Here is a 22702-nt window from a genome sequence, read left to right on the forward strand (position 1 = left end):
AATAATTTATCCACATTAATGGTGTTTTACACCATAGGCCAGGTCTCCGGCATCACCGAGCCCAGGTACAATATAGGCTTTTGAGGTCAGTTCGTGGTCGACGTCACCAACCCAGATATGCGCCGTGGGTACAAAAGCCTGAACGTGGTTTAGTCCTTCTTCGGATGCAATGGCTGCAACAATGTGTAATTCTTTGACGTCATATTCGGCCAGGAGATCCTTACAGCATAAAACGAGGCTCTTTCCTGTAGCCAGCATGGGGTCTACAATGATTACTGTACGGTTATCTAAGTTTGGTGTATTGACATATTCCTTATGAATTTCAAACTCACCGCTCTTTTTTGTATGCCGATAGGCTGCAATGAAGGTGTTATCGGCCTGATCAAAAACATTTAAAAGTCCCTGATGAAAGGGAAGGCCCGCTCTCAGAATTGTAGCGAGTACGGGTTGTTCCATCAAGAGATGGGTTTTGGCCACACCTAGCGGAGTTTCAACTTCAACAGGTTTGTAGGTCATTGTCTTGCTGATTTCATAAGCGAAAATTTCACCTAATCGTTCCAGATTCCGACGAAAGCGCATGCGATCCTGTTGAATAATGTTATCTCTCAGCTCGGCAATAAAATGATTTGCAATGCTATTTTGGGTAGATAGAATAGTGACCATGGCGTGTGTGCTAGTTCAATTAAACTAAAGATAATAAATAATCAATTGAAAGTAATAACATCTATGGTATTATTATAGTTTGCGCTAAAATGGTAAAATTTTTAGTAAATTTGTGTAAGACCTTAGAAGGATATGGCCTGGATCACAGGTCGAAAAATCGTCTTTTTGCAGATTGAAACCATCGGATCATAAAAGTTGTTTTTGAGCTTACGCTTAAGCAATTCGTGGTGCAATGTTTGCTGGAAAAGGCCTGAATAGTTTTCTTTAAGAAATAGGAAGTATATGAAATTTGAATTGACATCGGAGTACAAACCCACAGGCGATCAGCCAGAAGCAATTAAGCAATTGGTAGCAGGTGTAGAGCAGGCAGAGCAATACCAGACGCTTTTGGGGGTAACGGGATCGGGTAAGACCTTTACTGTTGCCAATGTGATTCAGGAAACGCAAAAGCCAACATTGATTTTAAGTCACAATAAAACATTGGCGGCTCAGTTGTACGGTGAATTCAAGCAGTTCTTTCCCAATAACTCGGTCAACTATTTTGTGTCTTATTACGATTATTATCAACCTGAAGCTTTTATTGCTTCGACGAATACCTACATCGAGAAGGATTTAGCGATTAACGAGGAAATCGAAAAGTTGCGTTTGGCGACTACCTCGTCTTTGATGTCGGGTCGGCGTGATATTGTTGTCGTTTCTTCGGTATCCTGTATCTACGGTATGGGGAATCCGGAGGATTTCTCCCGATCTATTTTTCGTTTTGGTGTCGGTATGACTGTCACAAGAAATGCTTTCCTGCATAAATTGGTCGAGATCTTATATTCACGGACGACCGCAGAGTTTAAACGGGGTACCTTTCGTGTTAAAGGTGATACCGTGGATGTGTTTCCGGCATACTTGGATAATGCCATTCGGATTTCATTCTTTGGGGATGAAATTGATGAACTGAGTGAGATCGATCCTATTTCGGGTAAAACGCTCAACAAGATGGAAGATCTTGCTCTTTTTCCGGCAAACCTTTTCGTTACACCGAAGGAAAAATTCAAAGAATCGATCTGGGCTATTCAAGATGAATTGATGCAACGGAAAACGCAACTGGAAGAGGAGGGCTTAATGCTTGAAGCGAAGCGTTTGGAAGAGCGGGTCAATTATGATTTGGAAATGATGCGTGAACTGGGCTATTGCTCGGGAATTGAAAATTATTCCCGCTTTTTCGATGGTAGACAACCGGGGATGCGTCCGTTCTGTTTGCTGGATTATTTTCCGGAGGATTACCTGTTGGTCATTGATGAAAGCCACGTGACCTTACCACAATTGCGTGCGATGTATGGTGGTGACCGGTCGCGAAAAGTTTCCTTGGTGGAACATGGGTTTAGGTTACCAGCAGCTTTGGATAACAGACCTTTAAACTTTCCGGAGTTTGAATCCCTCACGAATCAGACGATTTATGTGTCCGCGACTCCGGGCGATTACGAGCTGCAGCAGACCGAAGGTGTTGTTGTTGAGCAGGTCATTCGTCCAACAGGACTTTTGGATCCGATTATTGAAGTACGGCCAGCGATCAATCAGGTCGATGATTTCTTGGAAGAGGTCGATAAGACCATCAAAGAAGGAGGGCGTGTTTTGGCTACTACATTGACCAAACGCATGGCCGAAGAGCTTTCCAAATATATGACCAAGCTGAATTTAAAAGTCCGTTATATTCACTCCGAAATTAAAACCTTGGAGCGTGTGGAAATCTTACGGGGTCTTCGCTTGGGCGAATTTGATATCCTGGTCGGGGTGAACTTACTCCGTGAGGGGCTTGATTTGCCTGAAGTTACGCTTGTCGCTATTCTCGATGCGGATAAAGAGGGCTTTCTGCGTTCCGAACGATCGCTTATTCAGACGATTGGTCGGGCTGCCCGGAATGATAAAGGTCGGGTTATTATGTATGCCGATAAAATGACGGATAGTATGCGTGTCACAATAGATGAAACCAATCGTCGCAGAGACAAGCAGATGAAATATAACTTGGAACATGGCATTACACCGCGTACAGTCGGCAAAACAAGGGAGGAGATTCTGGAGCAGACTTCTGTTGCTGATTTTTCGGGTATTGAACCTAAAATTTATGTTGAACCTGATCCGTCGCAAGCCATTGCAGCTGACCCAGTGATGCAATACCTCAGTGAGAAAGATTTGAAGAAGGCGATCGATAACGTAAGGAAGAAAATGGACAAAGCTGCAAAAGAAATGGACTTCTTGGAAGCAGCGAAATATCGTGATGAAATGTTCTCCTTGGAGAAGCTCTATGAAGAGCGATTCCCATCGTAAAGGAAGCTGGTTTGTTAATATGTATTAATTATTGTTAATCAATATTAAGATTTGTTAAACAACGCTAAATAGCGTTTAAATTAAGATTCCGTCGTGCATATTTGTGGCAATTGTAAATAAATTGACCACATATGAAACATTTAATCTGCAGTATAATACTGTTTTCTGTGCTTTCCACAGCGTTCTGCCAAAGTAAAATTTCCTACGGTATAAACGCCGGGTACACAAATGCCGGATCATTGGTATCTAATAAACGAACGCACAGTTATAGCTTCCGAAGCATTTCGGGTGTTACAGCAGGGCTTTTTCTTGAAATACCGCTCGTTGGTGGACTCTCTATTCAGCCTGAAGTAAACTTTACCCAAAATGGTATGGAGGCAAAGCATGCCCTTGAAAATAACTGGACAACATACCGAAGAAATGCGATCGATATTCCATTAAACATAGCTTATAATATTACGGTTGGAGAAGGTCGGATTTATCTTGCTGCTAGTCCCTATTATGGTATACAGATGTCTGTGAATAATAATGATGGAAAATTTTACGATGCAACGACCAATCCTTCAGACTATGGTTTGGGTTTTAACTTAGGTTACAAATGGAATGGGGGCTATGGTTTCTTCATTGGCTCCAATTATGGGATGAAGGATATGAGCGTCAATGAAAATGTAAAACTCTATAACCGTACGTTCAATGTTGGCCTACGATTTGACCTCCATCAGATACTAAAAAAATAGCAATAAATATATCTGTAACGAGAAGCAGCATTCCATCACCTATATCGCCTCAGAAAGTGGCAACTTTTTTGGTATTATATTGGAATTGCTGCTTTTTTGTAAGCTCAAGTTTTATGTTTTCATCTTCAGGCCATTCGTACTGATCGCTGAGATCTGAATTGACCTCTGAAATCTACGCTAATTATTTTCCTTTCTTTCATCTCAGGATGCCTCCTGATCCATCGGAATCGACCTTATTTCATGAGTTTTTCAATTGAATTATATTGTTCAATTGTTAACATATTTTGCGTAAATCAAATTCTTCTCAGTAAATTAGTGCTCAAATCTAAACTAAAACATACTAAAAAATGAAAAAGCCAATTCTCGTTGTCAAATTTGGATCGGCTTCTATTACCACGAAAGAGGGAGAAGTTGATGAACGTATTGTTTTGGAGATCGCTAGGCAGATTGCTTCCTTACAAAAGAAATACAATATTGTCTTGGTCTCTTCAGGTGCTGTTGCTGCCGGTAAACGTTTTCTGCCCAGTTATACGGGAACGTTATCCGAACGAAAGGCCGCCGCGGCAATTGGGAACCCCATATTGATTAATACGTATTCAACTTATTTCCGACCGTTTAAAATTTCATTGGCGCAGAGTTTATGTGAGCGACATCATTTTTCCAATCGAGATCAATTTCTACAATTGAAAAATACGTATGAGGAGTTGTGGCGGAACAATGTTATTCCAATCGCAAATGAAAATGATGTGGTGAGTAATAAAGAACTGAAGTTTTCAGATAATGATGAGCTGGCAACCTTGATTGCTGTTGGTTTTGGTGCCGAAAAATTGCTGTTTAGTACTTCCGTCCCCGGTGTGTTGGATGCAAACAACAAGATTATACCGCAAATTGAAACCATCGATCGGGATATCTTAGGTTTGGCAAGGAAGGATAAATCCTCAGTAGGATTGGGGGGAATGACCTCGAAATTGAACTTTGCCCGATTGGCTAATCAAATGGGGATCGCTGTTGTCATTTTTAGTATGCAAACCGAAGAGGCGATCCAAAAAGCGGTTAAGCACGAGACTGGTACATTGTGCCTGGCTCAAAGTAAGAAGATCTCTTCCCGCAAGAAATGGCTTGCGAGTGGAAGTTTGATAAAAGGGGAATTGATGGTTGACCGTGGAGCGGAAGAAGCATTATTGAAACATAAAAGTTTGCTAGCTGTAGGGGTAACCCGTATCGTTGAACATTTTGAAAAAGGAGAAGTGTTAAATATCGTCAATCTAGAAGGCTTAACTGTTGCCGTAGCCCGGGCGAAGATGGATTCATCCGCTTTGTCCCAGACCAGTAAAAAAAATGTAGAAATTGCACATGCAAATGATATCGTATTGTTATGAGTGAATCCATCGTAAAACAACTTCAGGCGGCGGCCAAAGCAAAACAAATTTTGCAACAACTGGCTCCTGATACCAAAATAACTATTTTAAATGCCATCGCAGATGGTCTTGTCGCGCATACTGCGGATATATTACAAGCGAATAAGATTGATTTGGATCGTATGTCTGATGATGACCCCAAAAAGGATCGTCTTTTGCTCAATAGCGATCGTCTAAAAGGCTTGGCTGACAGTGTTAAGCAGATAGCCCAGCTAGCAGACCCAACAGATCAGCTATTACTAAAAAAGATATTGCCGAATGGATTGGAGATCGAGAAAATTACGGTTCCACTCGGTGTCGTTGGGGTAATCTATGAATCGCGACCCAATGTGACGATAGATGTTGCTGCACTATGTATTCAATCGGGTAACGTTTGTCTATTGCGTGGTGGTTCTGATGCTTTATACACCAACGAAGCGCTGTTGAAAGTGATCCATAATATTTTGGAGCTGCATGGTATCGCAACAACTATTGTGCAACTGTTGCCTGTTGAGAGGAAGCATGTTTCGGAATTATTGGAAGCTACCCAATATGTGGATATTATCATACCACGTGGCTCACAGTCATTGATTGATTATGTCAGGGAGCACGCTAAGGTGCCTGTCATTGAAACAGGAGCGGGAGTATGCCATACGTATGTGGACCGTACAGCAGATTTGGATATGGCAGCTAAAATTGTTGCTAATGCTAAAATTTCCAGGCCATCGGTGTGTAATTCTTTAGATACTGTTTTGGTCGATCGCACTATTGCTCCCGAGTTTCTACAGAAATTGAAAACTTATTTTGAAGATGCTCAGGTGGAAGTTTTTGCGGATCCTACAGCTTATGAGGTACTGCAAGGTGAAAATTATTCAAATTTAAAGCGCGCAGAAGAAGATGATTTTGGAAGAGAATTTTTAGATTTGAAGTGTTCAATAAAGACGGTCTCGAGTTTGGACGAAGCTTTGGAGCATATCGCAAAATATTCTTCCAAACATTCGGAGTGTATTGTTTCTTCCAGTGAACTCCATATCGAACAATTTTTGAACACAGTGGATGCTGCTGCGGTATATGCCAATGCATCAACACGTTTTACAGATGGTGGTGAGTTTGGTTTGGGAGCAGAAATCGGTATCTCGACCCAAAAGTTACATGCCCGCGGACCATTTGCATTAGAAAAATTGGTAACAGAGAAATGGATTGTCCGTGGAAATGGACAGATCAGATAAGCATAGATCATGGGATTAAGTTTTAAAAAAGATGTATTGATGAATTGGATCGAAGAAATTGGTAAATTTCTTCGCATATGGACAGAAGGTCATGATGCCTTTACGGAGCCGACTGATCCAGCAGTGTTTGAAGATGCTTATGAAAAATTCTTCGAAAAGAGCAGGGCCTATTTTTTAAATCTTTCCGAAAGTGAGCTTTCGGCATATCTCAAAACAGATCTTCAAATACAGCAACTACATCCATTGGCTTTAACCTTGTTGTTTGATGGTTTGAATGCTACAGATGGTAATCAGGAGAATTTACTTCGCAAAGCAAAGTTTATTTTGAATCTGGCGATGGCCGAAACGGCGAGCTTTGCCTTTCAGGATTATCAATATCTTGCTATGATCGATAACAAGTTGAAGGGCCTTTAAAGTTAAAAAACTGTCAGTCATGCAATGCCCAAAAAAGTTAGACACTTTTTGGGGGCATAACATGACTGACAGCTTAGCGCAGAATCTCGCGGGCGATCACCAGACGTTGGATTTCAGAGGTCCCCTCGTAGATTTGTGTGATTTTTGCGTCGCGCATTAACCTTTCGACATGATATTCTTTTACGTAACCATAGCCACCGTGGATCTGTACAGCTTCTACAGTGTGTTTCATGGCGACTTCCGATGCATATAGTTTGGCCATGGCAGCTTCTTTACCGTAAGGAAGTCCCTGGTCTTTCGTCCAAGCGGCTTTATACGTCAAAAGTCGAGCTGCCTCGATATCGACTTCCATATCGGCCAATTTAAACTGTATGGCCTGATGGTCCGAAATTGGCTTTCCAAAAGTCTTTCGCTCTTTTGAGTAAGCCAAAGCGAGATCATAAGCACCGGCAGCAATTCCTAAGGCCTGTGCTGCAATGCCGATACGACCACCATCGAGTGTTTTCATGGCAAACTTAAATCCGAAGCCATCTTCTCCGATGCGGTTTTCCTTAGGAACCCGGACATCGGAAAATAGAAGTGAATGGGTATCAGAACTGCGGATACCCAATTTGTTTTCCTTCGGACCAATGGTAAATCCCGTCAGTCCTTTTTCAACAATTAATACATTGATTCCTTTGTGGCCTTTTTCAGGATGTGTCTGTGCAATGACAAGATAGATATCGGCATGGCCACCGTTGGTGATCCAATTTTTTGTGCCATTTAGTAGATAGTGATCTCCTTTATCTTCGGCGGTTGTGTGCTGCGAGGAGGCGTCCGAGCCGGCTTCGGGTTCTGATAACGCAAAAGCACCAAGTTTCTCGCCCTTTGCTAAAGGAATCAGGTACTTTTGTTTTTGTTCCTCTGTACCAAAAGCATTGAGTCCATATAATACCAGTGAATTGTGGGCGGATACAATAACGGCCGCAGAGGCATCAATTTTGGCAATTTCTTCGAGAACAAGAACATAGGCCAATGTATCCATGCCAGCTCCACCATAAGCTTCGGGGGTCATGATACCCATAAATCCTAGCTCGGCCATCTGCTTGACAAAATCTGTTGGAAATTTTGCGGCTTCATCGCGCTCGATTGCCCCAGCCTTTAGCTCCTGGGCGAATTCCCGCGCTGCGTCGCGGATCATTTTATGTTCTTCGCTTAATTCAAAATTCATGGCATTTCAGTTTTTTTGGTTCATCAGTTACCAAGTCGATAACTTATATATCTAATAAGATTTGCTCTCAAAAGGTTTTCTCCCAACTCACAATCGTTTTATGAGATCGGTGTACCACCATACTCAAATATACAAAATATATATTATGCAAGCATAGTAATTTAATAAATTACTTTTTATACTACTTTTGGTAATCATAATAAGTTTTTGGGTAAAATCCTTACTTTCAATTGGATTAGGGTTAGTTTTTTCATCTTAATTTAAAAAATTGAAGAATTACTTGTTTGCTAAATTTAATCTACTATATTTGTAGACTATATGATTTAAACACATTTAAAAAATAAGATTATGAGTTTAAGATTAGGAGATGAAGCGCCAAATTTTAAAGCGCAAACAACCATTGGTGAAATAGACTTTCACGATTATATCAAAGATAGCTGGGTCGTTTTCTTTTCGCACCCATCAGATTATACGCCGGTATGTACAACAGAGTTGGGTCGTACTGCAAAATTGAAATCTGAATTTGACAAAAGAGGTGTGAAGGCCATTGCGCTAAGCGTCGATAATGTAAACGATCACTTGAATTGGATTAAGGATATCAATGAAACGCAAAATACCGAAGTGAATTTCCCGGTTATCGCTGATGAAGATCATCATGTATCCGAATTGTACGATATGATCCATCCAAATGCGTCCGCAACAGTGACCGTACGTTCCGTATTTATTATTGGCCCTGACAAAAAGATCAAATTGACGTTGACCTATCCAGCATCAACAGGTCGTAATTTTGATGAAATCTTACGGGTCATTGATTCTTTACAGTTAACAGCCGATTATCAAGTGGCTACACCTGCTGACTGGAAGCATGGTGAAGATGTTATTGTTGTTCCAGCGATAAAGACAGAAGATATTCCTGCTAAATTTCCAAAAGGTTTTAAAGAGATCAAACCGTATTTGAGAACTACGCCACAACCTAATCTGTAAGGATTAGGCTTGGTATTAAGGGACAAAAAAAGGCAACGATGAGAAAACGTTGCCTTTTTTTATAAGTTATAAATGCGTCCTAATAGACTTTAACCATGTAGATATAGTCTTGCATTTTCTTGATTTGTTCTGTTCTTGGTAAACCTGCCAAGCTATTCTTTTTGTTGATCTTAAGACCCGTAACCAGTGAATCACTTGGGATGTCCGCTAAAGCATTCAAGATTGATTTCGTTTTGATTGCAAAGGCAGCGCCATCTATGCCACGTTGTTTTCCGGAAATAATACCAATCACATTACCTCTGCTATCCAATACGGGGCCGCCACTGTTACCTGGATTGACAGGCACGGAGATCTGATAAGCAATGGTATCGCCGGCATAACCTGTTGATGAACTTAGGTATCCCTGACCATATACTGCTTCATCACGAGGAAACCCGATCGTATAAATATCTTCGCCAAGATCTGAAGTCGACGTTTTGAATGTGTAAGGTAAGCTTTTAGCTTTCTTAAAGGTCTTATCCGCGATGTATAAAATAGCCAAGTCTTTGCTTGGATCGGTATGTACGATTTGTGCTTTATACGATTCACCTTTGCTATTTTGCAAATAGATCGAATCAGCCCCACTAATGACATGGTAGTTGGTGACAACATAGCCATCTGTTGTCAGCATAAATCCTGTTGCGCCAAACTGGCTTTCGGTACCTTTTACTGATTTTTTGTCATTGATATCCCTGATTGCAGCGTTGTGTGCGTTGACGTTCTTTTTGACATTGTTCATGTCTCTACGTAGCGCGCTGTAATCGGAAGATGCTTTCTCGAGGTTGCTGTAATAACCGCTCAGCCATAATGTGCCAAATACTGCAAATACTGCTACCACTGCAGCCACTAAAGAACTTGCTTTGATACGTTCCCAAAGTGAAATTACCGTTGATTGTTTTATAGGAACCACCTTTGCGGGTTTGTTTTGGGTTTTATGGTATTCTTTTGCTGATTGCGCTAATGCATTTTTGAAATCCAGCCGTTGACTAGTTTCTTTCATATTGGCAACAAATTCTCGGTGTTGTTGTAATTGGGCAGCATAGGAGGGCTGATCAGCACAAAAAGATTCAAATGCAGCTTTTTCTTCGGCCGATAATTCGCCGCGAAGATAGTGATCTGCTAATTCGAAAAATTCTTTTTGATTCATTGTTCCCATGGTGTTACACTAGTTTTAATCTGTTGAAAAAAATATTTTTTTCAGCCGTTGTAGGCATTTATACTTCTGAGTCTTGGCATTATCTGTATTGGTATAACCAAATTTTTCACAGATGTCCTGCATCGAATGGTTTAAGATGTAGAAATCATGTAAGATTGTCTTACAAGGTTCTCCCATTTTCTCTAAGGCAAGCTCCATTTGATCGAACTTTTTTTCAAGTTCTTGATGCTGTTGAAGATCTTCTTCCTCAAATAAGGAATCTTCATAACCTCGAATGTCACTATTGCCAAAACCAGCACGATTGAGTTGCTTAAGCCAAAGCCTTCTGCAAATCGAGTAAAGATATGTTTTTAGTTTGCTGCTGAGCTCAAAGTTCCCTTTGGAAACTTTATCGTAGAGCACAATGACAGCTTCTTGAAAAATATCTTTCGCTTCGTCCTCACTTCCATTGTTTTGCAAGATCATATGGCTTATAGACGGATAGTACCGCTTATAGATAGCATCTATCGCCAAGCTGTTGCCGTCTTTGATGCCTTCAATGATTTGCTCATCATTTTCTAGCAGGACTGATTTACTGAATTTACTCACCTATTAATACCTTAATGCTTAAATTGTAACCCTTTGAAAAATAAAATTCTTCGAAATATTTTCAAACGTAAACTTTTATTTGTTTAAAGCGAAATCTATCCCCAAAAATAAGGCTTATTCCTTGAAACCGAAAGCATTTGTTTTTTATTGAAATCTGCTGCTTTTGGGAGGACATCGTGATTTTTCGCCATCTCTATTTTTTATGTTTTTGCTTTATGTACAATTCTCGAAGGAAGCTCTTATGAAACGATTTTAACGTTCTATATGGCCTTTTTTTGTATCGAAAAAGTTTCGCAATCGAGTGCTTTAATAATCTGCTTGTTATTACTGCAAAATGAAGTTACATTTGGTTTCCTGGACTAAATTGCTTAATTACATTATGTTAAGAAACTCTGTTATTTTTTCAACGATTCTAGCCTCATTGCTGTCGCTGGACACTACTGTTGCGATAGGGCAAACGATTACGCCATCTATCGACGGTTTTCAGTATGGAGCTGCAATGGCTCCAAAAGGGAATGAATGGGAATCGCCTCAATTATTATCACTTAATAAGGAGTTGCCACATGCTTCGTTCTTCTCCTTTCAGAACGTAGAAAGTGCGAGAAAAGTACTTCCCGAGCACAGTAACTATTGGCTTTCGCTCAATGGATCCTGGAAGTTTAACTGGGTAAAGACTCCGGAAGAGCGACCAAAGGACTTTTATGATCCTAGTTATAATGTTGGAGCCTGGGAATCTGTTCCAGTCCCGATGAGCTGGAATATTTATGGTATACAGAAGGATGGAAGCCTAAAATATGGTGTACCTATTTACACGAACCAACGTGTGATCTTTCATCATCAAGTAAAGGTCGATGATTGGCGCGGTGGAGTCATGCGAACACCGGCCCAAGATTGGACAACTTATGTCTACCGTAATGAAGTGGGATCGTACCGACGCAATTTTACCGTACCTACTGATTGGGACGGTCGTGAGGTATTTATCAATTTTGATGGTGTAGACTCCTTTTTCTACCTGTGGATAAATGGCAAATATGTCGGATTTTCAAAAAATTCAAGGAACGTCGCATCTTTCAATATCTCACCTTACTTAAAAAAGGGTGCTGAAAATGTGTTGGCAGTTGAAGTTTACCGCAGTTCAGATGCTTCCTTTTTGGAAGATCAGGATATGTTTAGATTGCCCGGGATATTTCGGGATGTTTCCCTGACTTCAACGCCAAAAGTTCAGATTCGCGATCTAGCGGCTATTCCAGACTTGGACAGCAAGTATGAAAATGGTTCGTTGAAAATTACGAGTACTGTACGCAATCTAGGAAATAAGAAAGCTGAAGGGTATAAAGTTGTTTATTCACTTTATAAAAATAAGCTATACAGTGACGAGAATACCCTTGTTGACCAGACAGAAGCTTCATCAGCTGTGCCAGCCCTGGATGGTCAGGTTTCCAATAGCATCGCAGCAACGTTGAACGTTAAAAATCCAGATAAATGGTCTGCCGAATTACCATATCGGTATACTTTGGTCGCTGAATTGAAGGATAAAAAGAACAAAACGATAGAGACTATTTCTACCTACGTTGGATTTAGAAAGGTTGAGATTAAAGACACCAAGGCTGCTGATGATGAATTTGGCTTGGCCGGACGTTATTATTATGTCAATGGCAAGACGGTGAAACTGAAAGGTGTCAACCGTCATGAGACCAATCCTGAGCATGGTAAAGTAGTGACCAGAGAACAGATGGAAGCTGAGGTGAAATTGATGAAACGGGCGAATATCAACCATGTACGGAATTCGCACTATCCAGAACCTGCTTATTGGTATTATTTATGCGATAAATATGGAATTTATCTCGAGGATGAAGCCAATATTGAGAGCCATGAATATTATTATGGCAAAGAGTCTCTTTCTCATGTTCCTGAATGGAAAAATGCCCATGTGGCCCGTAATATCGAGATGGTGCATTCGACCATCAATCATCCGGCAGTGGTTATTTGGTCTCTAGGAAACGAAGCCGGTCCGGGTGATAATTTCGTGGCCGCCTATCAGGCGATTAAAAAAATTGATACGTCACGACCTGTTCAATACGAGCGTAACAATACAATCGTTGATATGGGGTCCAACCAATATCCTTCGATAGACTGGGTAAGAGGAGCTGTAAAAGGTACCTACAAATTGAAATATCCATTTCATATTTCGGAATATTCACATTCTATGGGGAATGCCGTTGGTAACCTAATAGATTATTGGGAAGCCATCGAATCGACCAACTTTTTTATGGGCGGTGCCATCTGGGACTGGATTGATCAGGCCATGTATTATTATGATAAAAAGACCGGCGAACGCTTTCTTGCCTATGGTGGCGACTTTGGAGACAAACCCAATGATGGAACCTTTGTCAATAACGGATTGATCTTTGCCGATATGAAACCTAAGCCACAGTATTATGAGGTAAAGAAAGTGTACCAAAATGCGGGTGTAAAAGCTGTTGATATTCAACAAGGGAAAATTGAACTTTTCAATAAAAATTATTTTAAAGATCTATCCGATTATCAGGTTCAATGGTCGCTATATAAAAATGGGGTAGAGGTGAAAAATAGCACGGGTACAATCAGTGCAACAGATTTGCCCGAGGCGCGCCAACGCAAGCAGCTTGTATTGCCGATAAATTATGCGCAGTTGGATGCGGGATCGGAGTATTTTGTAAAAGTACAGTTTATTCTCAATACGGATCGACCTTGGGCAGCCAAAGGTTTTGTACAAATGGAGGAACAACTGTTTGTCAAAGCGGCTGAAAATAAACCGTTGATTTCATCTCTTGCACAAGGAGCGGCTCCGTTGCTTTCCAAAGAAGGTGATTTGCAGGTGGTCAAGGGAGATCAGTTTATCGTTAAGTTTGACAATAGAACTGGCTCGATATATAATCTAAACTATGCCGGTAAACAAGTTATCCGCGATGGTGAAGGTCCTAAATTGGATGCACTACGTGCTCCGGTGGACAATGACAACTGGGCTTACCAACAATGGTTTGAAAAAGGATTGCATAACCTGAAACATAAGGTTTTGTCTTCAAATAGCTATACCAAGAAGGATGGAACAGTTGTATTGGCGTTTACGATTGAATCGCAAGCACCTTATGGCGCATCACTGTTAGGTGGAACTTCTGGAACGTATACCCTTAAAGAACATACGGATAAGCCTTTTGGTAAGGATGATTTTAAATTTACAAGCAATCAGATCTGGACAATCTATAAGGATGGCTCTATTGAATTGTCGTCAAGTATTACATCCAATAATGCGAGTGTGGTCTTAGCTCGATTGGGCTATTCTTTGCAATTACCGACCGAGTTTGGCAATTATAGTTACTATGGACGTGGACCGATCAACAATTATGCTGACCGGAAGACTGCTCAATTTATTGAATTGCACAAAAGTACTGTAAAAGACCAGTTTGTGCCATGGCCTAATCCGCAAAATATGAGCAACAATGAAGAGGTGCGTTGGACAGCATTAACCAACAATAATGGTCAAGGAGCTATCTTTGTTGCAAAAAATCATTTAGCAACTTCCGCTTTGGAATATAGTGAGCTCGAACTGACATTTGCGCCGCACCCTTATCAATTGCCAAAAAGTTCGGGTGTACATCTACATCTAGATGCTGCGGTAACAGGATTGGGCGGTAACAGCTGTGGACAAGGTCCGCCGTTGGAAAAAGACCGTGTGAAAGCGGTGCCAACGTCTATGGGTTTTATTATCCGTCCGATTCAGCACAATGATATGATGGCAAAGGCTCAGGTAGCGGCTGCCGGTGATGCGCCAATTTCTTTGGCAAGAAGTTCTAACGGTGAAGTTTCTATTTTATCAGGTAATAAGAATGAACCTGTTGTATACAGTTTGAATAATGCGAAAGCAAGTGTCTACAATGCGCCTTTTGATTTACGTACTGGTGGTACCGTGACTGCTTGGTATCAGCATAATGAGAAATTAAAGGTAACACAGCAATACTCAAAAATCGAAACTATTCCAATGGAAGTGGTGTTTGCTTCAAGCCAAGAGACTGGCGAAGGAGATGCTAAGAACCTACTGGATGGGGATCCTTCCTCGATTTGGCATACGATGTATTCGGTTACCGTAGCACAGTACCCACATTGGGTTGATTTTGATGCTGGAAGTAGCAAAACAATTAAAGGCTTCACTTTTCTACCAAGACAGGATGGACCGAATGGTGATATCAAGGATTATAAGATTCAGGTGAGTAAAGATGGGAAGAACTGGGAAGATGTGATGTCCGGATCTTTTGAACGGAATAAAAAATTAAAAACTGTTCGATTCGAAAAGCCTGTGAAAGGACGTTATATCCGCTTTACTGGACTTAATTCCCAACGTGGTGACGATTATGCGTCGGGAGCTGAATTTGCTGTTATAGCTGAATAATTTGCTTTATATCGCATATTGAGCCAGCACCTGTCACAGGTGCTGGCTTTTTTGTTAGCGACCCTATGCTATGTTTAAATAGTGGTTGAAAAGGGTGATTGACCGTCTTGACTAAACCGGTAAGGTAGAATCTTGCGCGATAATTTTGCAAACTTATTACAAAGAATGTTCGCGCACTTCTGTATTTTTAGGCCAGTTTAAACCAAGACAATCCAGACAGTATGGAAATAAATAAACTTGATAGTGCACCGTTTTCGGCGTATCAAAAACTTGTGGTGTTTTTATTGGCCATGACGCAATTTACGGTTGTGCTTGATTTTATGGTGATGTCACCGATGGGGGATATCCTGATGAAAGCCATAGATCTCAAACCGGCTCAATTTGGTATTGCGGTTTCGGCCTATGCCTTTAGTGCCGGTGCTTCGGGGCTGCTGACCGCGGGCTTTGCCGATCGTTTTGATCGGAAGAAACTGCTGTTATTTTTCTATTCTGGCTTTATTATCGGAACCTTCTGCTGCAGTTTTGCCAACGATTACTGGACTTTGGTTGCTGCACGAATCGTCACCGGGCTTTTTGGCGGCGTTATCGGCTCGATTTCTATGGCTATTATCACCGATATCTTTACGCTCCAACAGCGCGGACGTGTGATGGGCTTTGTGCAGATGGGCTTCGGTGCAAGTCAGGTCCTGGGGATTCCCATAGGATTATATATTGCAAATAATTGGGGTTGGCATAGTGCCTTCTTGTGGATTGCAGTGATGGCTTTGATTATTGTCGTTATTATAGCGGTCAAACTCATTCCTATTACGGCGCATATAGGTCTTCAGAAACATCAATCTGCGTTAAAGCATCTTTGGTTGACTTTTTCACAGCGAGAATACCGCGTCGGCTTTATGGCAACAGCTTTGCTCTCAATTGGAGGTTATATGATGATGCCTTTTGGAAGTGCTTTTGCAGTCAATAATCTAAAGGTAAGTCACGAACAGCTGCCGATGTTGTTTATGATTTCAGGTATTGCTTCATTGATTATTATGCCTATTGTAGGGAAATTGAGTGACCGTTACGATAAGTTTAAGATTTTTGCTTTCGCTTCCCTTTGGCTTATGGTTGTCGTATTTATCTACACGAACCTAGGTGTTACGCCATTTTATATCGTTGTTATCTTAAACATTTTAATGATGGCAGGCATTTTAAGTCGGATGACGCCATCTTCGGCTTTGATCACTGCTGTTCCCGAGATGAAAGATCGGGGCGCATTTATGAGTATCAGTTCTTCGTTGCAACAGCTGGCAGGTGGTGTTGCTGCTTCATTAGCAGGTGTAATCATTGTCCAAGAAACAAAAGAAAGCCCCTTGGAACATTACCCGACATTGGGGATGATTGTTATTCTACTTTCCATTGTCGGTATTTTTATGATCTATCGGGTAAGTAGTATGATCAAAAAACGGCGCGCTGTTTCTTAAAACAAAATTGCCTTTATCGTTATTAGTTCTTAAAATATGAATTGTTAAAGAGAGATGGAATTATGGAAAAAATAGTTAGATATCCACATCCAAATGGAGAGATAACCGTCCTTTGGATACCGGAACGCTGTGTACATGCTGCAGTTTGTGTAAAGAGTCTGCCGAATGTGTATCATCCGAAAGATAAGCCCTGGGTTACGGCCCAAAATGCGAGTACGGCCGAATTGATTGAACAGATCAAGCACTGTCCTTCGGGAGCTCTTCAGTACGAAATAAAAAAATAATAGCTGTTGTATTGTTAAGGCAAAAAAAAAGCATCATTTATAATTAAATGATGCTTTTTTTGTTGGCGGTCTGGACGGGACTCGAACCCGCGACCCCATGCGTGACAGGCATGTATTCTAACCAGCTGAACTACCAGACCAACAATTGTGTTTTTAAAATTTTAGCGGTCTGGACGGGACTCGAACCCGCGACCCCATGCGTGACAGGCATGTATTCTAACCAGCTGAACTACCAGACCTAAAATCTTAAGGATTGTTTTTAATAATTTTTGGCGGTCTGGACGGGACTCGAACCCGCGACCCCATGCGTGACAGGCATGTATTCTAACCAGCTGAACTACCAGACCTAAAAATCTTAAAAACTTATTTTGTTAAAGAACGTATGAGATTTCTCTCTCTTTTGAAGCGGTCTGGACGGGACTCGAACCCGCGACCCCATGCGTGACAGGCATGTATTCTAACCAGCTGAACTACCAGACCTCAACCCTTCTCCTCAGAAGGTGTGCAAATATAGCGTTTGTTTACGTATCTGCAAAGATTTTTTGAAAAAAAACTAATCTACTTGGCCATCTTTCATCTTCTCTGCATTCTCAGCAAACTGCAATGCATCGATAATTCCTTGAATATCACCGTCCATAATTGCCGGTAAGTTGTACATCGTCATTCCAATACGGTGCTCCGTTACGCGACCTTGAGGGTAGTTATATGTGCGAATTTTTGCCGAACGGTCTCCTGTAGAAACCAAAGTTTTTCTTTTTGCAGCGATGTCGCCGTTCTTTTTGTTCAACTCGAGCTCATAAAGTTTGTTCCGCAACATCTCCATCGCTAACTCACGGTTGGCTAATTGGGAACGTTCTACCTGACAAACAACAACGATACCTGTCGGTTTATGTGTCAACTGTACCTTTGTTTCGACCTTGTTGACGTTCTGTCCACCAGCACCACCCGAACGGGATGTCTGTAATTCTATATCACCAGGATTCACTTCAACATCGACTTCCTCAGCTTCTGGTAACACAGCTACTGAAGCTGCAGAGGTATGTACACGGCCTTGAGTTTCGGTATCCGGAACGCGTTGTACACGATGTACTCCTGATTCGTATTTCAATTGTCCGTAAACGTCTTCACCGATAACTTTTAAAATCACCTCCTTGTAACCGCCAGAGGTTCCTTCGGTAACGTCCATTACTTCGTTGCGCCAGCCTTTGGTTTCGAAATAACGTGTGTACATGCGGTAAAGGTCACCCGCAAATAAGGCTGCTTCATCACCACCTGATCCACCACGAATTTCGATAATGGCATTTTTCGCATCTTCAGGATCCTTCGGAATAAGCATTAGGCGAATTTCTTCTTCTTTTTCTTCTTTTGCTACGTATAAAAGATCCAATTCCTCTTTGGCCATCTCACGAAGTTCTTGATCCTTCTCGTTCATGATGATGTCCTTATTGGTATCAATATTACTCACCATATTTTTGTAAATATGGTATTGGTCCACAATTTTGCCCAAATCTTTGTACTCTTTATTCAATTTGGCAAAACGTTTCATATCTTGCATGGTATCAGGGTTGCTCAATTCAGCTTCCACTTCTTCCCATCTTTCTTTTATCGCTTGTAATTTGTCTAACATATATCAAAAATGCTTCTTCTAGGAATGTATGACCTAGATTACTATTGAGTGTACAAAAGTAAGGAAATTTTGTTGCTTTTAAACAACCTAGCCTGCTATTAATGAGAGGAAACTGCTTTTAGTCCTACGATGGAAGCAATCAGCGTGAAAATAAAGAATATGCGCCAGAAATCTGCTGGCTCCTTAAAGAAGAAGATCCCCATTAAAACAGTACCTACCGCACCTATTCCGGTCCAAACAGCATAAGCGGTGCCCAAGGGAAGTGTCTGTGTGGCTTTGATCAATAAGCCCATACTTGCAAATAGGAATACAACAAAGGCACCATACCAGAACCATTGCCCATTCCCGGTTGCATCCTTGGCTTTACCCAAACACGTGGTGAAACCAATTTCACATAATCCGCCCAATATTAAAAATATCCAGTTCATATCGTTTTCTATTTTTTATTTTGGTACAAAGTTCCAGCTTTTGGCCGATAATAATTTTTACAAATGTTAAAAATTTGTGTGAATAGTTGCGCGAATCCGACTTAAGGTAACTTGACTGACGCCGAGATAGGAGGCGATGTAACCAAGTTTGATCCGCTGGATATATTGGGGGTATTTTTGAAGTAACTCGGCATAGCGCTCTTGGGCAGTATTAAAGAGCTTGGACATGGTTCGTTGTTCGGCCTTGATGAATTCAAGTTCAGCCATCTTTCTTCCCCAGTTTGCAATGGCAATATCACTTTCGTAGAGGTCAAAAAGTTGCTTTTGGTCTATCTGATAAACAACACTATCCTCCAAAAGGTCTATGTTTTCATAACCTGGGGTATCATGGACATAACTATTCATGGATATGAGTGTTCCGCCGGGTGAAACAAAATCCAGGGTAATCTGGCGGTTGGCCGTCTCGTAGTAAACGCGGGCTAATCCTGAAGCCAGAAAATAGATGTCTTTTTGAATTTTGTCCTGTTCGATCAACAGGCTATTTCTTTTCGCCGTAATTTTCTTACTGACCTGCTCCAATTTTGCAGCACTTTCAGGCGTTAAAAAGTGATAACCGTTCAGGCAATCGGATAAAGAAATTAGGATTTGCTCGCCCATTTTTCCAAACGTAAAGTTTCACCATCCCAAACTGCATAGGTATGGTAATTGATCCATTCCCCTAAATTTAGAATACGACTATTGGCGTTCAGCTCAACATCATAGGGAAGATGTCTATGGCCAAAGATATAGTAGTCGTGATGTTGGGTTGACTCCAGTTCCTTTGCATAACCGATCAGCCATTCTTTGTCTTCGCCCAGAAACTTTTCGTCCTCATTATTCGAAAGCCTGCTATGTTTGGACCAACGTGTCGCGATTCCGATTCCGAGATTTGGGTGCAACCGTGCAAATAGCCATTGACAGAGACGGCTCCGAAATACTTTCTTGAGTATCTTGTATTTGTAATCTCCCGAACCTAAACCATCGCCGTGGTGAATGTAAAAATGTTTTCCGTTGAGATGTAACTCCAGCTCATTGTCGATGATGCGTACATTTAATTCCTTTTTGAGGTAATCAAACATCCACATATCGTGGTTGCCTTTAAATAAAGTAATGGGAATGCCGAGATCTGCAATTTCGGCTAATTTACCCAAAAAGCGGATATAGCCTTTTGGGACAACAGTCGCATATTCAAACCAGAAATCAAAAATATCACCAACAAGACAGAGCTGTGCAGCATCTGTTTTGATCTGGTCCAGCCACTGTATAATTTGCAGCTCCCTTTCCCGTGAACGTTCCAAGGGGTAAGATCCAAGATGAAAGTCGGAGGCAAAATAAATTTTTGTTCTTGTTGACATGTGGCCAAAACTAAAAAAAATGGAGGCGAATACAAAATTCGCCTCCACAATATATTTTGCTATGATTTAGATAATTCGGTGATCAGCGCTTTTAGATATTCCGTAGCATCGGGATCAATGCGCTTCAAAGACTGCTGAAGTTGATCTGGATAAGCACTTTTTATTGCCATGATTGAACTTGCAATAACCATATAGGATTTGTCAGCTACAGCATTCAGAATTAGATTTTTGTATTTTTTATCTTTTGTCTGTGCAAGCTTTTGAATCGCAGAGGCACGGATAACAGAGGCTTCGGACTTCTCTGCAAGTGCCAAGATGGTTTTTTCGGCTGACTTGCGGACCGCGGGATTGCTTAGATCGAGACCTTGAATCGCTGTTGCGGCAAGATCCGCATCGGTATCCGCCAATGCTTTTGTTAAGATTTGCTGGCTGATGGTATTTGTTGGATTTTTTGAGGCATAAGCAATCGCACCGACGCGGTTGGCAAATGTAGGGGCGTGCTCATATTGATATAAATAGTCGGCATCTGATTTATCGATTTGAATTTGACCCACGAGTGTTTTTTCGGGATCAATATCAATAAATTCAACAGCAGCAGGTAGCGGGATCATAAATTGGGCATTCCGCCTGTTGAGTTGAAATGTCTGTCTGATCTTCCCATTTTTGGTGTAGATATCGACGGCCAAGGGAAGCTGGAAAGTCTGTACTGTAGAATCTTGAATTTGGGCTACATTCAGTATGACACTGTTCTCTCCGTTTCTTGTTGTGATCTTCAAAATTGGATGCCCGCCTTGGTAATACCATTGATTGAAGTACGGAGCCCAGTCTTTGCCGGTCACTTCTTCCATCGCTAGACGGAGCTGTTGCGGTTCACCGGTTTTAAAAGAATTGTCTGTCAAGTATTTTTTCAACGATTGATAGAACGCTTCATCACCCATTTGCTCTTTTAGTGCATAGAGAATCAATGAGCCTTTCGCATAGCTGATATTATCAAACATATCTTCTTTATCATGATAATGATAACGGGCTAAAGTCGGGCTTTTCCCATTTTTAGTCGATTTGAGATAGGACTGGAGTTTTTCAAATCTAGATTTATCTCCACGATCTTTACCGCCGTCGTGTTCACGCCAGATAACCTCGCCGAAAGTGGCGAAAGATTCATTCATGGTCAAATTGGACCAGGATTCTGCTGTGACCAAATCACCAAACCACTGGTGAAATAGCTCATGCGCAATCGTTCCTTCCTGATTATCGTCCAACAATTCGCGTTTTGTCTTTTGTACATGTTCGCCATGTAATGTTGCACTTGTATTTTCCATGGCGCCTGAGACATAATCGCGACAGACAATCTGCGCATATTTATTCCAAGGGTAAGGAACACCCAAAGTCTTGCTGTAGAAGTCCATCATCGCTGGTGTCTTACCGAAGATATCTTTGGCATAGGGCGCATATTTAGGTTCAAGGTAGTAGTCAACGGGGATATTGTTGTATTTGTCCTGATAGATTTTAAAATCACCAACGGCCATCATAAATAGATATGGGGCATGTGGTAAATCCATTTTCCAGGTATCTGTACGTGTACCATCACTATTCTTCTGTTGATTGCTCAATGCACCGTTCGATAAACTTACATAATTGTCAAGAACAGTCATGGAGATTTCTGCTGTAGTCTTTTGGTTGGGGCGATCAATCGTCGGGAACCAGGCTGATGATGCTTCAGTCTCACCTTGTGTCCATATTTGACGAGGTTTGTTCGGCGCGCGCTCATCAGGGTTGATAAAATATAGTCCCTTAGCATCGTTAATCGCTGCGCTGCCCTGAACTTTTAATAAGTTGGGTTTTGCTGTGTAATCGAGGTATACTGTATATTGTTCCTTGGCAAGGTAATTACGGTCCAGCTTAATCAGTATCGAATGATCATCATAGGTATATTTTAAGGGAATCAATTGTGAGCCATTGACCAAAGAAACCTGTTTGATATCCATGCCCTTTGCATCGAGGCGAAGAGAGTCCGTTGGGTAGAAATGGGGTTGTAACGTGATCCACTCTTTTCCATTGAGGAATTGATTGGTATAGTCAAAACGAACATCCAGCTTGGTGTGGACAAGATTGTTGATCTTCGTAGGAGTGGCTCGATATTGTTGATCTATGGGAAGTTGTTGTGCTTCGCTTATTCCAATTTGAAGAATGGAAATTGACAAAGAGAGATATATGACTTTTTTAAACATTGTTGTGATATTTTCAAGATTTAAATAAATCTAAAGAAATTTCGGTTGCTATGAAAATATACCGCAAAGAAATATGTGTATAATGTTGCTGGATAGGTTGTTGTGCGTTAAAAAATGCA

General features: G+C 41.2%; 18 protein-coding genes and 4 tRNA genes. 9 read left to right on the plus strand and 13 right to left on the minus strand.

Annotated features, from left to right (window positions below; translation table 11 throughout):
* Positions 1-15: 15 nt before the first annotated feature.
* Positions 16-663, minus strand: coding sequence for a uracil phosphoribosyltransferase (gene upp, locus B4N43_RS16885; protein WP_145331033.1), 648 nt, complete (start codon positions 661-663; stop codon positions 16-18).
* A 282-nt stretch (positions 664-945) separates the two neighbouring features.
* Between upp and uvrB the strand changes: the two genes are divergently transcribed.
* The 5 genes from uvrB (at position 946) to B4N43_RS16910 (ending at position 6756) form a co-directional block, all read left to right on the plus strand.
* Complete coding sequence (uvrB, locus tag B4N43_RS16890; RefSeq protein ID WP_075990954.1) at positions 946-2979, plus strand: excinuclease ABC subunit UvrB; 2034 nt, start codon at positions 946-948, stop codon at positions 2977-2979.
* A gap of 131 nt (positions 2980-3110) precedes the next feature.
* Entirely contained in the window at positions 3111-3716 is a 606-nt protein-coding gene (locus tag B4N43_RS16895) for a porin family protein (RefSeq protein WP_075990955.1), read from the plus strand.
* Between the two features lie 347 nt (positions 3717-4063).
* Positions 4064-5095, plus strand: a complete 1032-nt coding sequence (proB, locus tag B4N43_RS16900) for a glutamate 5-kinase (RefSeq protein ID WP_046672306.1) — start codon at positions 4064-4066, stop codon at positions 5093-5095.
* A complete protein-coding gene (locus B4N43_RS16905) occupies positions 5092-6342 on the plus strand; it encodes a glutamate-5-semialdehyde dehydrogenase (protein ID WP_088160150.1) in 1251 nt (416 codons plus the stop codon). Before proB ends, B4N43_RS16905 begins: the two co-directional genes overlap by 4 nt.
* 39 nt (positions 6343-6381) lie before the next feature.
* Positions 6382-6756: a hypothetical protein gene (locus B4N43_RS16910; protein ID WP_244294580.1), complete on the plus strand. Its 375-nt coding sequence runs from the start codon at positions 6382-6384 to the stop codon at positions 6754-6756.
* A gap of 73 nt (positions 6757-6829) precedes the next feature.
* Here the strand turns inward: B4N43_RS16910 and B4N43_RS16915 are convergent, their stop codons facing one another.
* A complete protein-coding gene (locus tag B4N43_RS16915; protein ID WP_145331039.1) occupies positions 6830-7966 on the minus strand; it encodes an acyl-CoA dehydrogenase in 1137 nt (378 codons plus the stop codon).
* Positions 7967-8314: 348 nt separating this feature from the next.
* Between B4N43_RS16915 and B4N43_RS16920 the strand changes: the two genes are divergently transcribed.
* Positions 8315-8950, plus strand: a complete 636-nt coding sequence (locus B4N43_RS16920; protein ID WP_145331041.1) for a peroxiredoxin — start codon at positions 8315-8317, stop codon at positions 8948-8950.
* A 79-nt stretch (positions 8951-9029) separates the two neighbouring features.
* Here B4N43_RS16920 and B4N43_RS16925 read toward each other — a convergent pair whose 3' ends face one another.
* Positions 9030-10136 carry a S1 family peptidase gene (locus tag B4N43_RS16925; RefSeq protein ID WP_232475672.1) on the minus strand — a complete coding sequence of 369 codons (1107 nt, stop codon included), beginning with the start codon at positions 10134-10136 and terminating at the stop codon, positions 9030-9032.
* Between the two features lie 24 nt (positions 10137-10160).
* Entirely contained in the window at positions 10161-10733 is a 573-nt protein-coding gene (locus tag B4N43_RS16930; RefSeq protein ID WP_075990961.1) for an RNA polymerase sigma factor, read from the minus strand.
* A gap of 379 nt (positions 10734-11112) precedes the next feature.
* On the opposite strand from B4N43_RS16930, the gene B4N43_RS16935 reads away from it, so the two are divergent.
* The 3 genes from B4N43_RS16935 to B4N43_RS16945 all read left to right on the plus strand — a co-directional run bounded on the left by B4N43_RS16935 (position 11113) and on the right by B4N43_RS16945 (position 16906).
* On the plus strand, positions 11113-15159 hold the full coding sequence (locus B4N43_RS16935; RefSeq protein ID WP_286735724.1) for a glycoside hydrolase family 2 TIM barrel-domain containing protein: 4047 nt from the start codon (positions 11113-11115) through the stop codon (positions 15157-15159).
* A gap of 221 nt (positions 15160-15380) precedes the next feature.
* Positions 15381-16622 (plus strand): MFS transporter, encoded by a 1242-nt coding sequence (locus tag B4N43_RS16940; RefSeq protein WP_286735725.1) that lies wholly within the window; start codon positions 15381-15383, stop codon positions 16620-16622.
* 62 nt (positions 16623-16684) lie between these two features.
* Entirely contained in the window at positions 16685-16906 is a 222-nt protein-coding gene (locus B4N43_RS16945) for a (4Fe-4S)-binding protein (protein WP_075990963.1), read from the plus strand.
* A gap of 63 nt (positions 16907-16969) precedes the next feature.
* Here the strand turns inward: B4N43_RS16945 and B4N43_RS16950 are convergent.
* The 9 genes from B4N43_RS16950 to B4N43_RS16990 all read right to left on the minus strand — a co-directional run bounded on the left by B4N43_RS16950 (position 16970) and on the right by B4N43_RS16990 (position 22583).
* A tRNA-Asp gene (locus B4N43_RS16950) sits at positions 16970-17046 on the minus strand.
* Positions 17047-17071: 25 nt separating this feature from the next.
* Positions 17072-17145: transfer RNA gene (locus B4N43_RS16955), tRNA-Asp, on the minus strand.
* Between the two features lie 31 nt (positions 17146-17176).
* Positions 17177-17253: transfer RNA gene (locus tag B4N43_RS16960), tRNA-Asp, on the minus strand.
* A 59-nt stretch (positions 17254-17312) separates the two neighbouring features.
* Positions 17313-17386: transfer RNA gene (locus B4N43_RS16965), tRNA-Asp, on the minus strand.
* A gap of 73 nt (positions 17387-17459) precedes the next feature.
* Complete coding sequence (gene prfA / locus B4N43_RS16970; RefSeq protein ID WP_088160156.1) at positions 17460-18533, minus strand: peptide chain release factor 1; 1074 nt, start codon at positions 18531-18533, stop codon at positions 17460-17462.
* Positions 18534-18631: 98 nt separating this feature from the next.
* Complete coding sequence (locus B4N43_RS16975) at positions 18632-18961, minus strand: DMT family transporter (RefSeq protein ID WP_075990964.1); 330 nt, start codon at positions 18959-18961, stop codon at positions 18632-18634.
* 66 nt (positions 18962-19027) lie between these two features.
* The gene (locus B4N43_RS16980) at positions 19028-19618 is read right to left on the minus strand and encodes a Crp/Fnr family transcriptional regulator (RefSeq protein ID WP_088160157.1); all 591 of its coding nucleotides are present in this window, start codon (positions 19616-19618) and stop codon (positions 19028-19030) included.
* Positions 19600-20355: a UDP-2,3-diacylglucosamine diphosphatase gene (locus tag B4N43_RS16985; protein WP_286735726.1), complete on the minus strand. Its 756-nt coding sequence runs from the start codon at positions 20353-20355 to the stop codon at positions 19600-19602. Before B4N43_RS16985 ends, B4N43_RS16980 begins: the two co-directional genes overlap by 19 nt.
* Before the next feature lie 59 nt (positions 20356-20414).
* Positions 20415-22583 (minus strand): M1 family aminopeptidase, encoded by a 2169-nt coding sequence (locus B4N43_RS16990; RefSeq protein ID WP_286735727.1) that lies wholly within the window; start codon positions 22581-22583, stop codon positions 20415-20417.
* Positions 22584-22702 lie beyond the last annotated feature (119 nt).

It is taken from the genome of Sphingobacterium sp. UBA1897, from assembly GCF_002337775.1.
In the GTDB taxonomy this organism is placed as follows: domain Bacteria; phylum Bacteroidota; class Bacteroidia; order Sphingobacteriales; family Sphingobacteriaceae; genus Sphingobacterium; species Sphingobacterium siyangense.

Coding starts and splice junctions, on each gene's coding strand:
- B4N43_RS16990 (WP_286735727.1), bottom strand. CDS start 22,583: ATGTTTAAAAAAGTCATATATCTCTCTTTGTCAATTTCCATTCTTCAA.
- uvrB (WP_075990954.1), top strand. CDS start 946: ATGAAATTTGAATTGACATCGGAGTACAAACCCACAGGCGATCAGCCA.
- prfA (WP_088160156.1), bottom strand. CDS start 18,533: ATGTTAGACAAATTACAAGCGATAAAAGAAAGATGGGAAGAAGTGGAA.
- B4N43_RS16980 (WP_088160157.1), bottom strand. CDS start 19,618: ATGGGCGAGCAAATCCTAATTTCTTTATCCGATTGCCTGAACGGTTAT.
- B4N43_RS16920 (WP_145331041.1), top strand. CDS start 8,315: ATGAGTTTAAGATTAGGAGATGAAGCGCCAAATTTTAAAGCGCAAACA.
- B4N43_RS16915 (WP_145331039.1), bottom strand. CDS start 7,966: ATGAATTTTGAATTAAGCGAAGAACATAAAATGATCCGCGACGCAGCG.
- B4N43_RS16935 (WP_286735724.1), top strand. CDS start 11,113: ATGTTAAGAAACTCTGTTATTTTTTCAACGATTCTAGCCTCATTGCTG.
- B4N43_RS16985 (WP_286735726.1), bottom strand. CDS start 20,355: ATGTCAACAAGAACAAAAATTTATTTTGCCTCCGACTTTCATCTTGGA.
- B4N43_RS16940 (WP_286735725.1), top strand. CDS start 15,381: ATGGAAATAAATAAACTTGATAGTGCACCGTTTTCGGCGTATCAAAAA.
- B4N43_RS16910 (WP_244294580.1), top strand. CDS start 6,382: ATGAATTGGATCGAAGAAATTGGTAAATTTCTTCGCATATGGACAGAA.
- B4N43_RS16975 (WP_075990964.1), bottom strand. CDS start 18,961: ATGAACTGGATATTTTTAATATTGGGCGGATTATGTGAAATTGGTTTC.
- upp (WP_145331033.1), bottom strand. CDS start 663: ATGGTCACTATTCTATCTACCCAAAATAGCATTGCAAATCATTTTATT.
- B4N43_RS16895 (WP_075990955.1), top strand. CDS start 3,111: ATGAAACATTTAATCTGCAGTATAATACTGTTTTCTGTGCTTTCCACA.
- B4N43_RS16925 (WP_232475672.1), bottom strand. CDS start 10,136: ATGAATCAAAAAGAATTTTTCGAATTAGCAGATCACTATCTTCGCGGC.
- B4N43_RS16945 (WP_075990963.1), top strand. CDS start 16,685: ATGGAAAAAATAGTTAGATATCCACATCCAAATGGAGAGATAACCGTC.
- proB (WP_046672306.1), top strand. CDS start 4,064: ATGAAAAAGCCAATTCTCGTTGTCAAATTTGGATCGGCTTCTATTACC.
- B4N43_RS16905 (WP_088160150.1), top strand. CDS start 5,092: ATGAGTGAATCCATCGTAAAACAACTTCAGGCGGCGGCCAAAGCAAAA.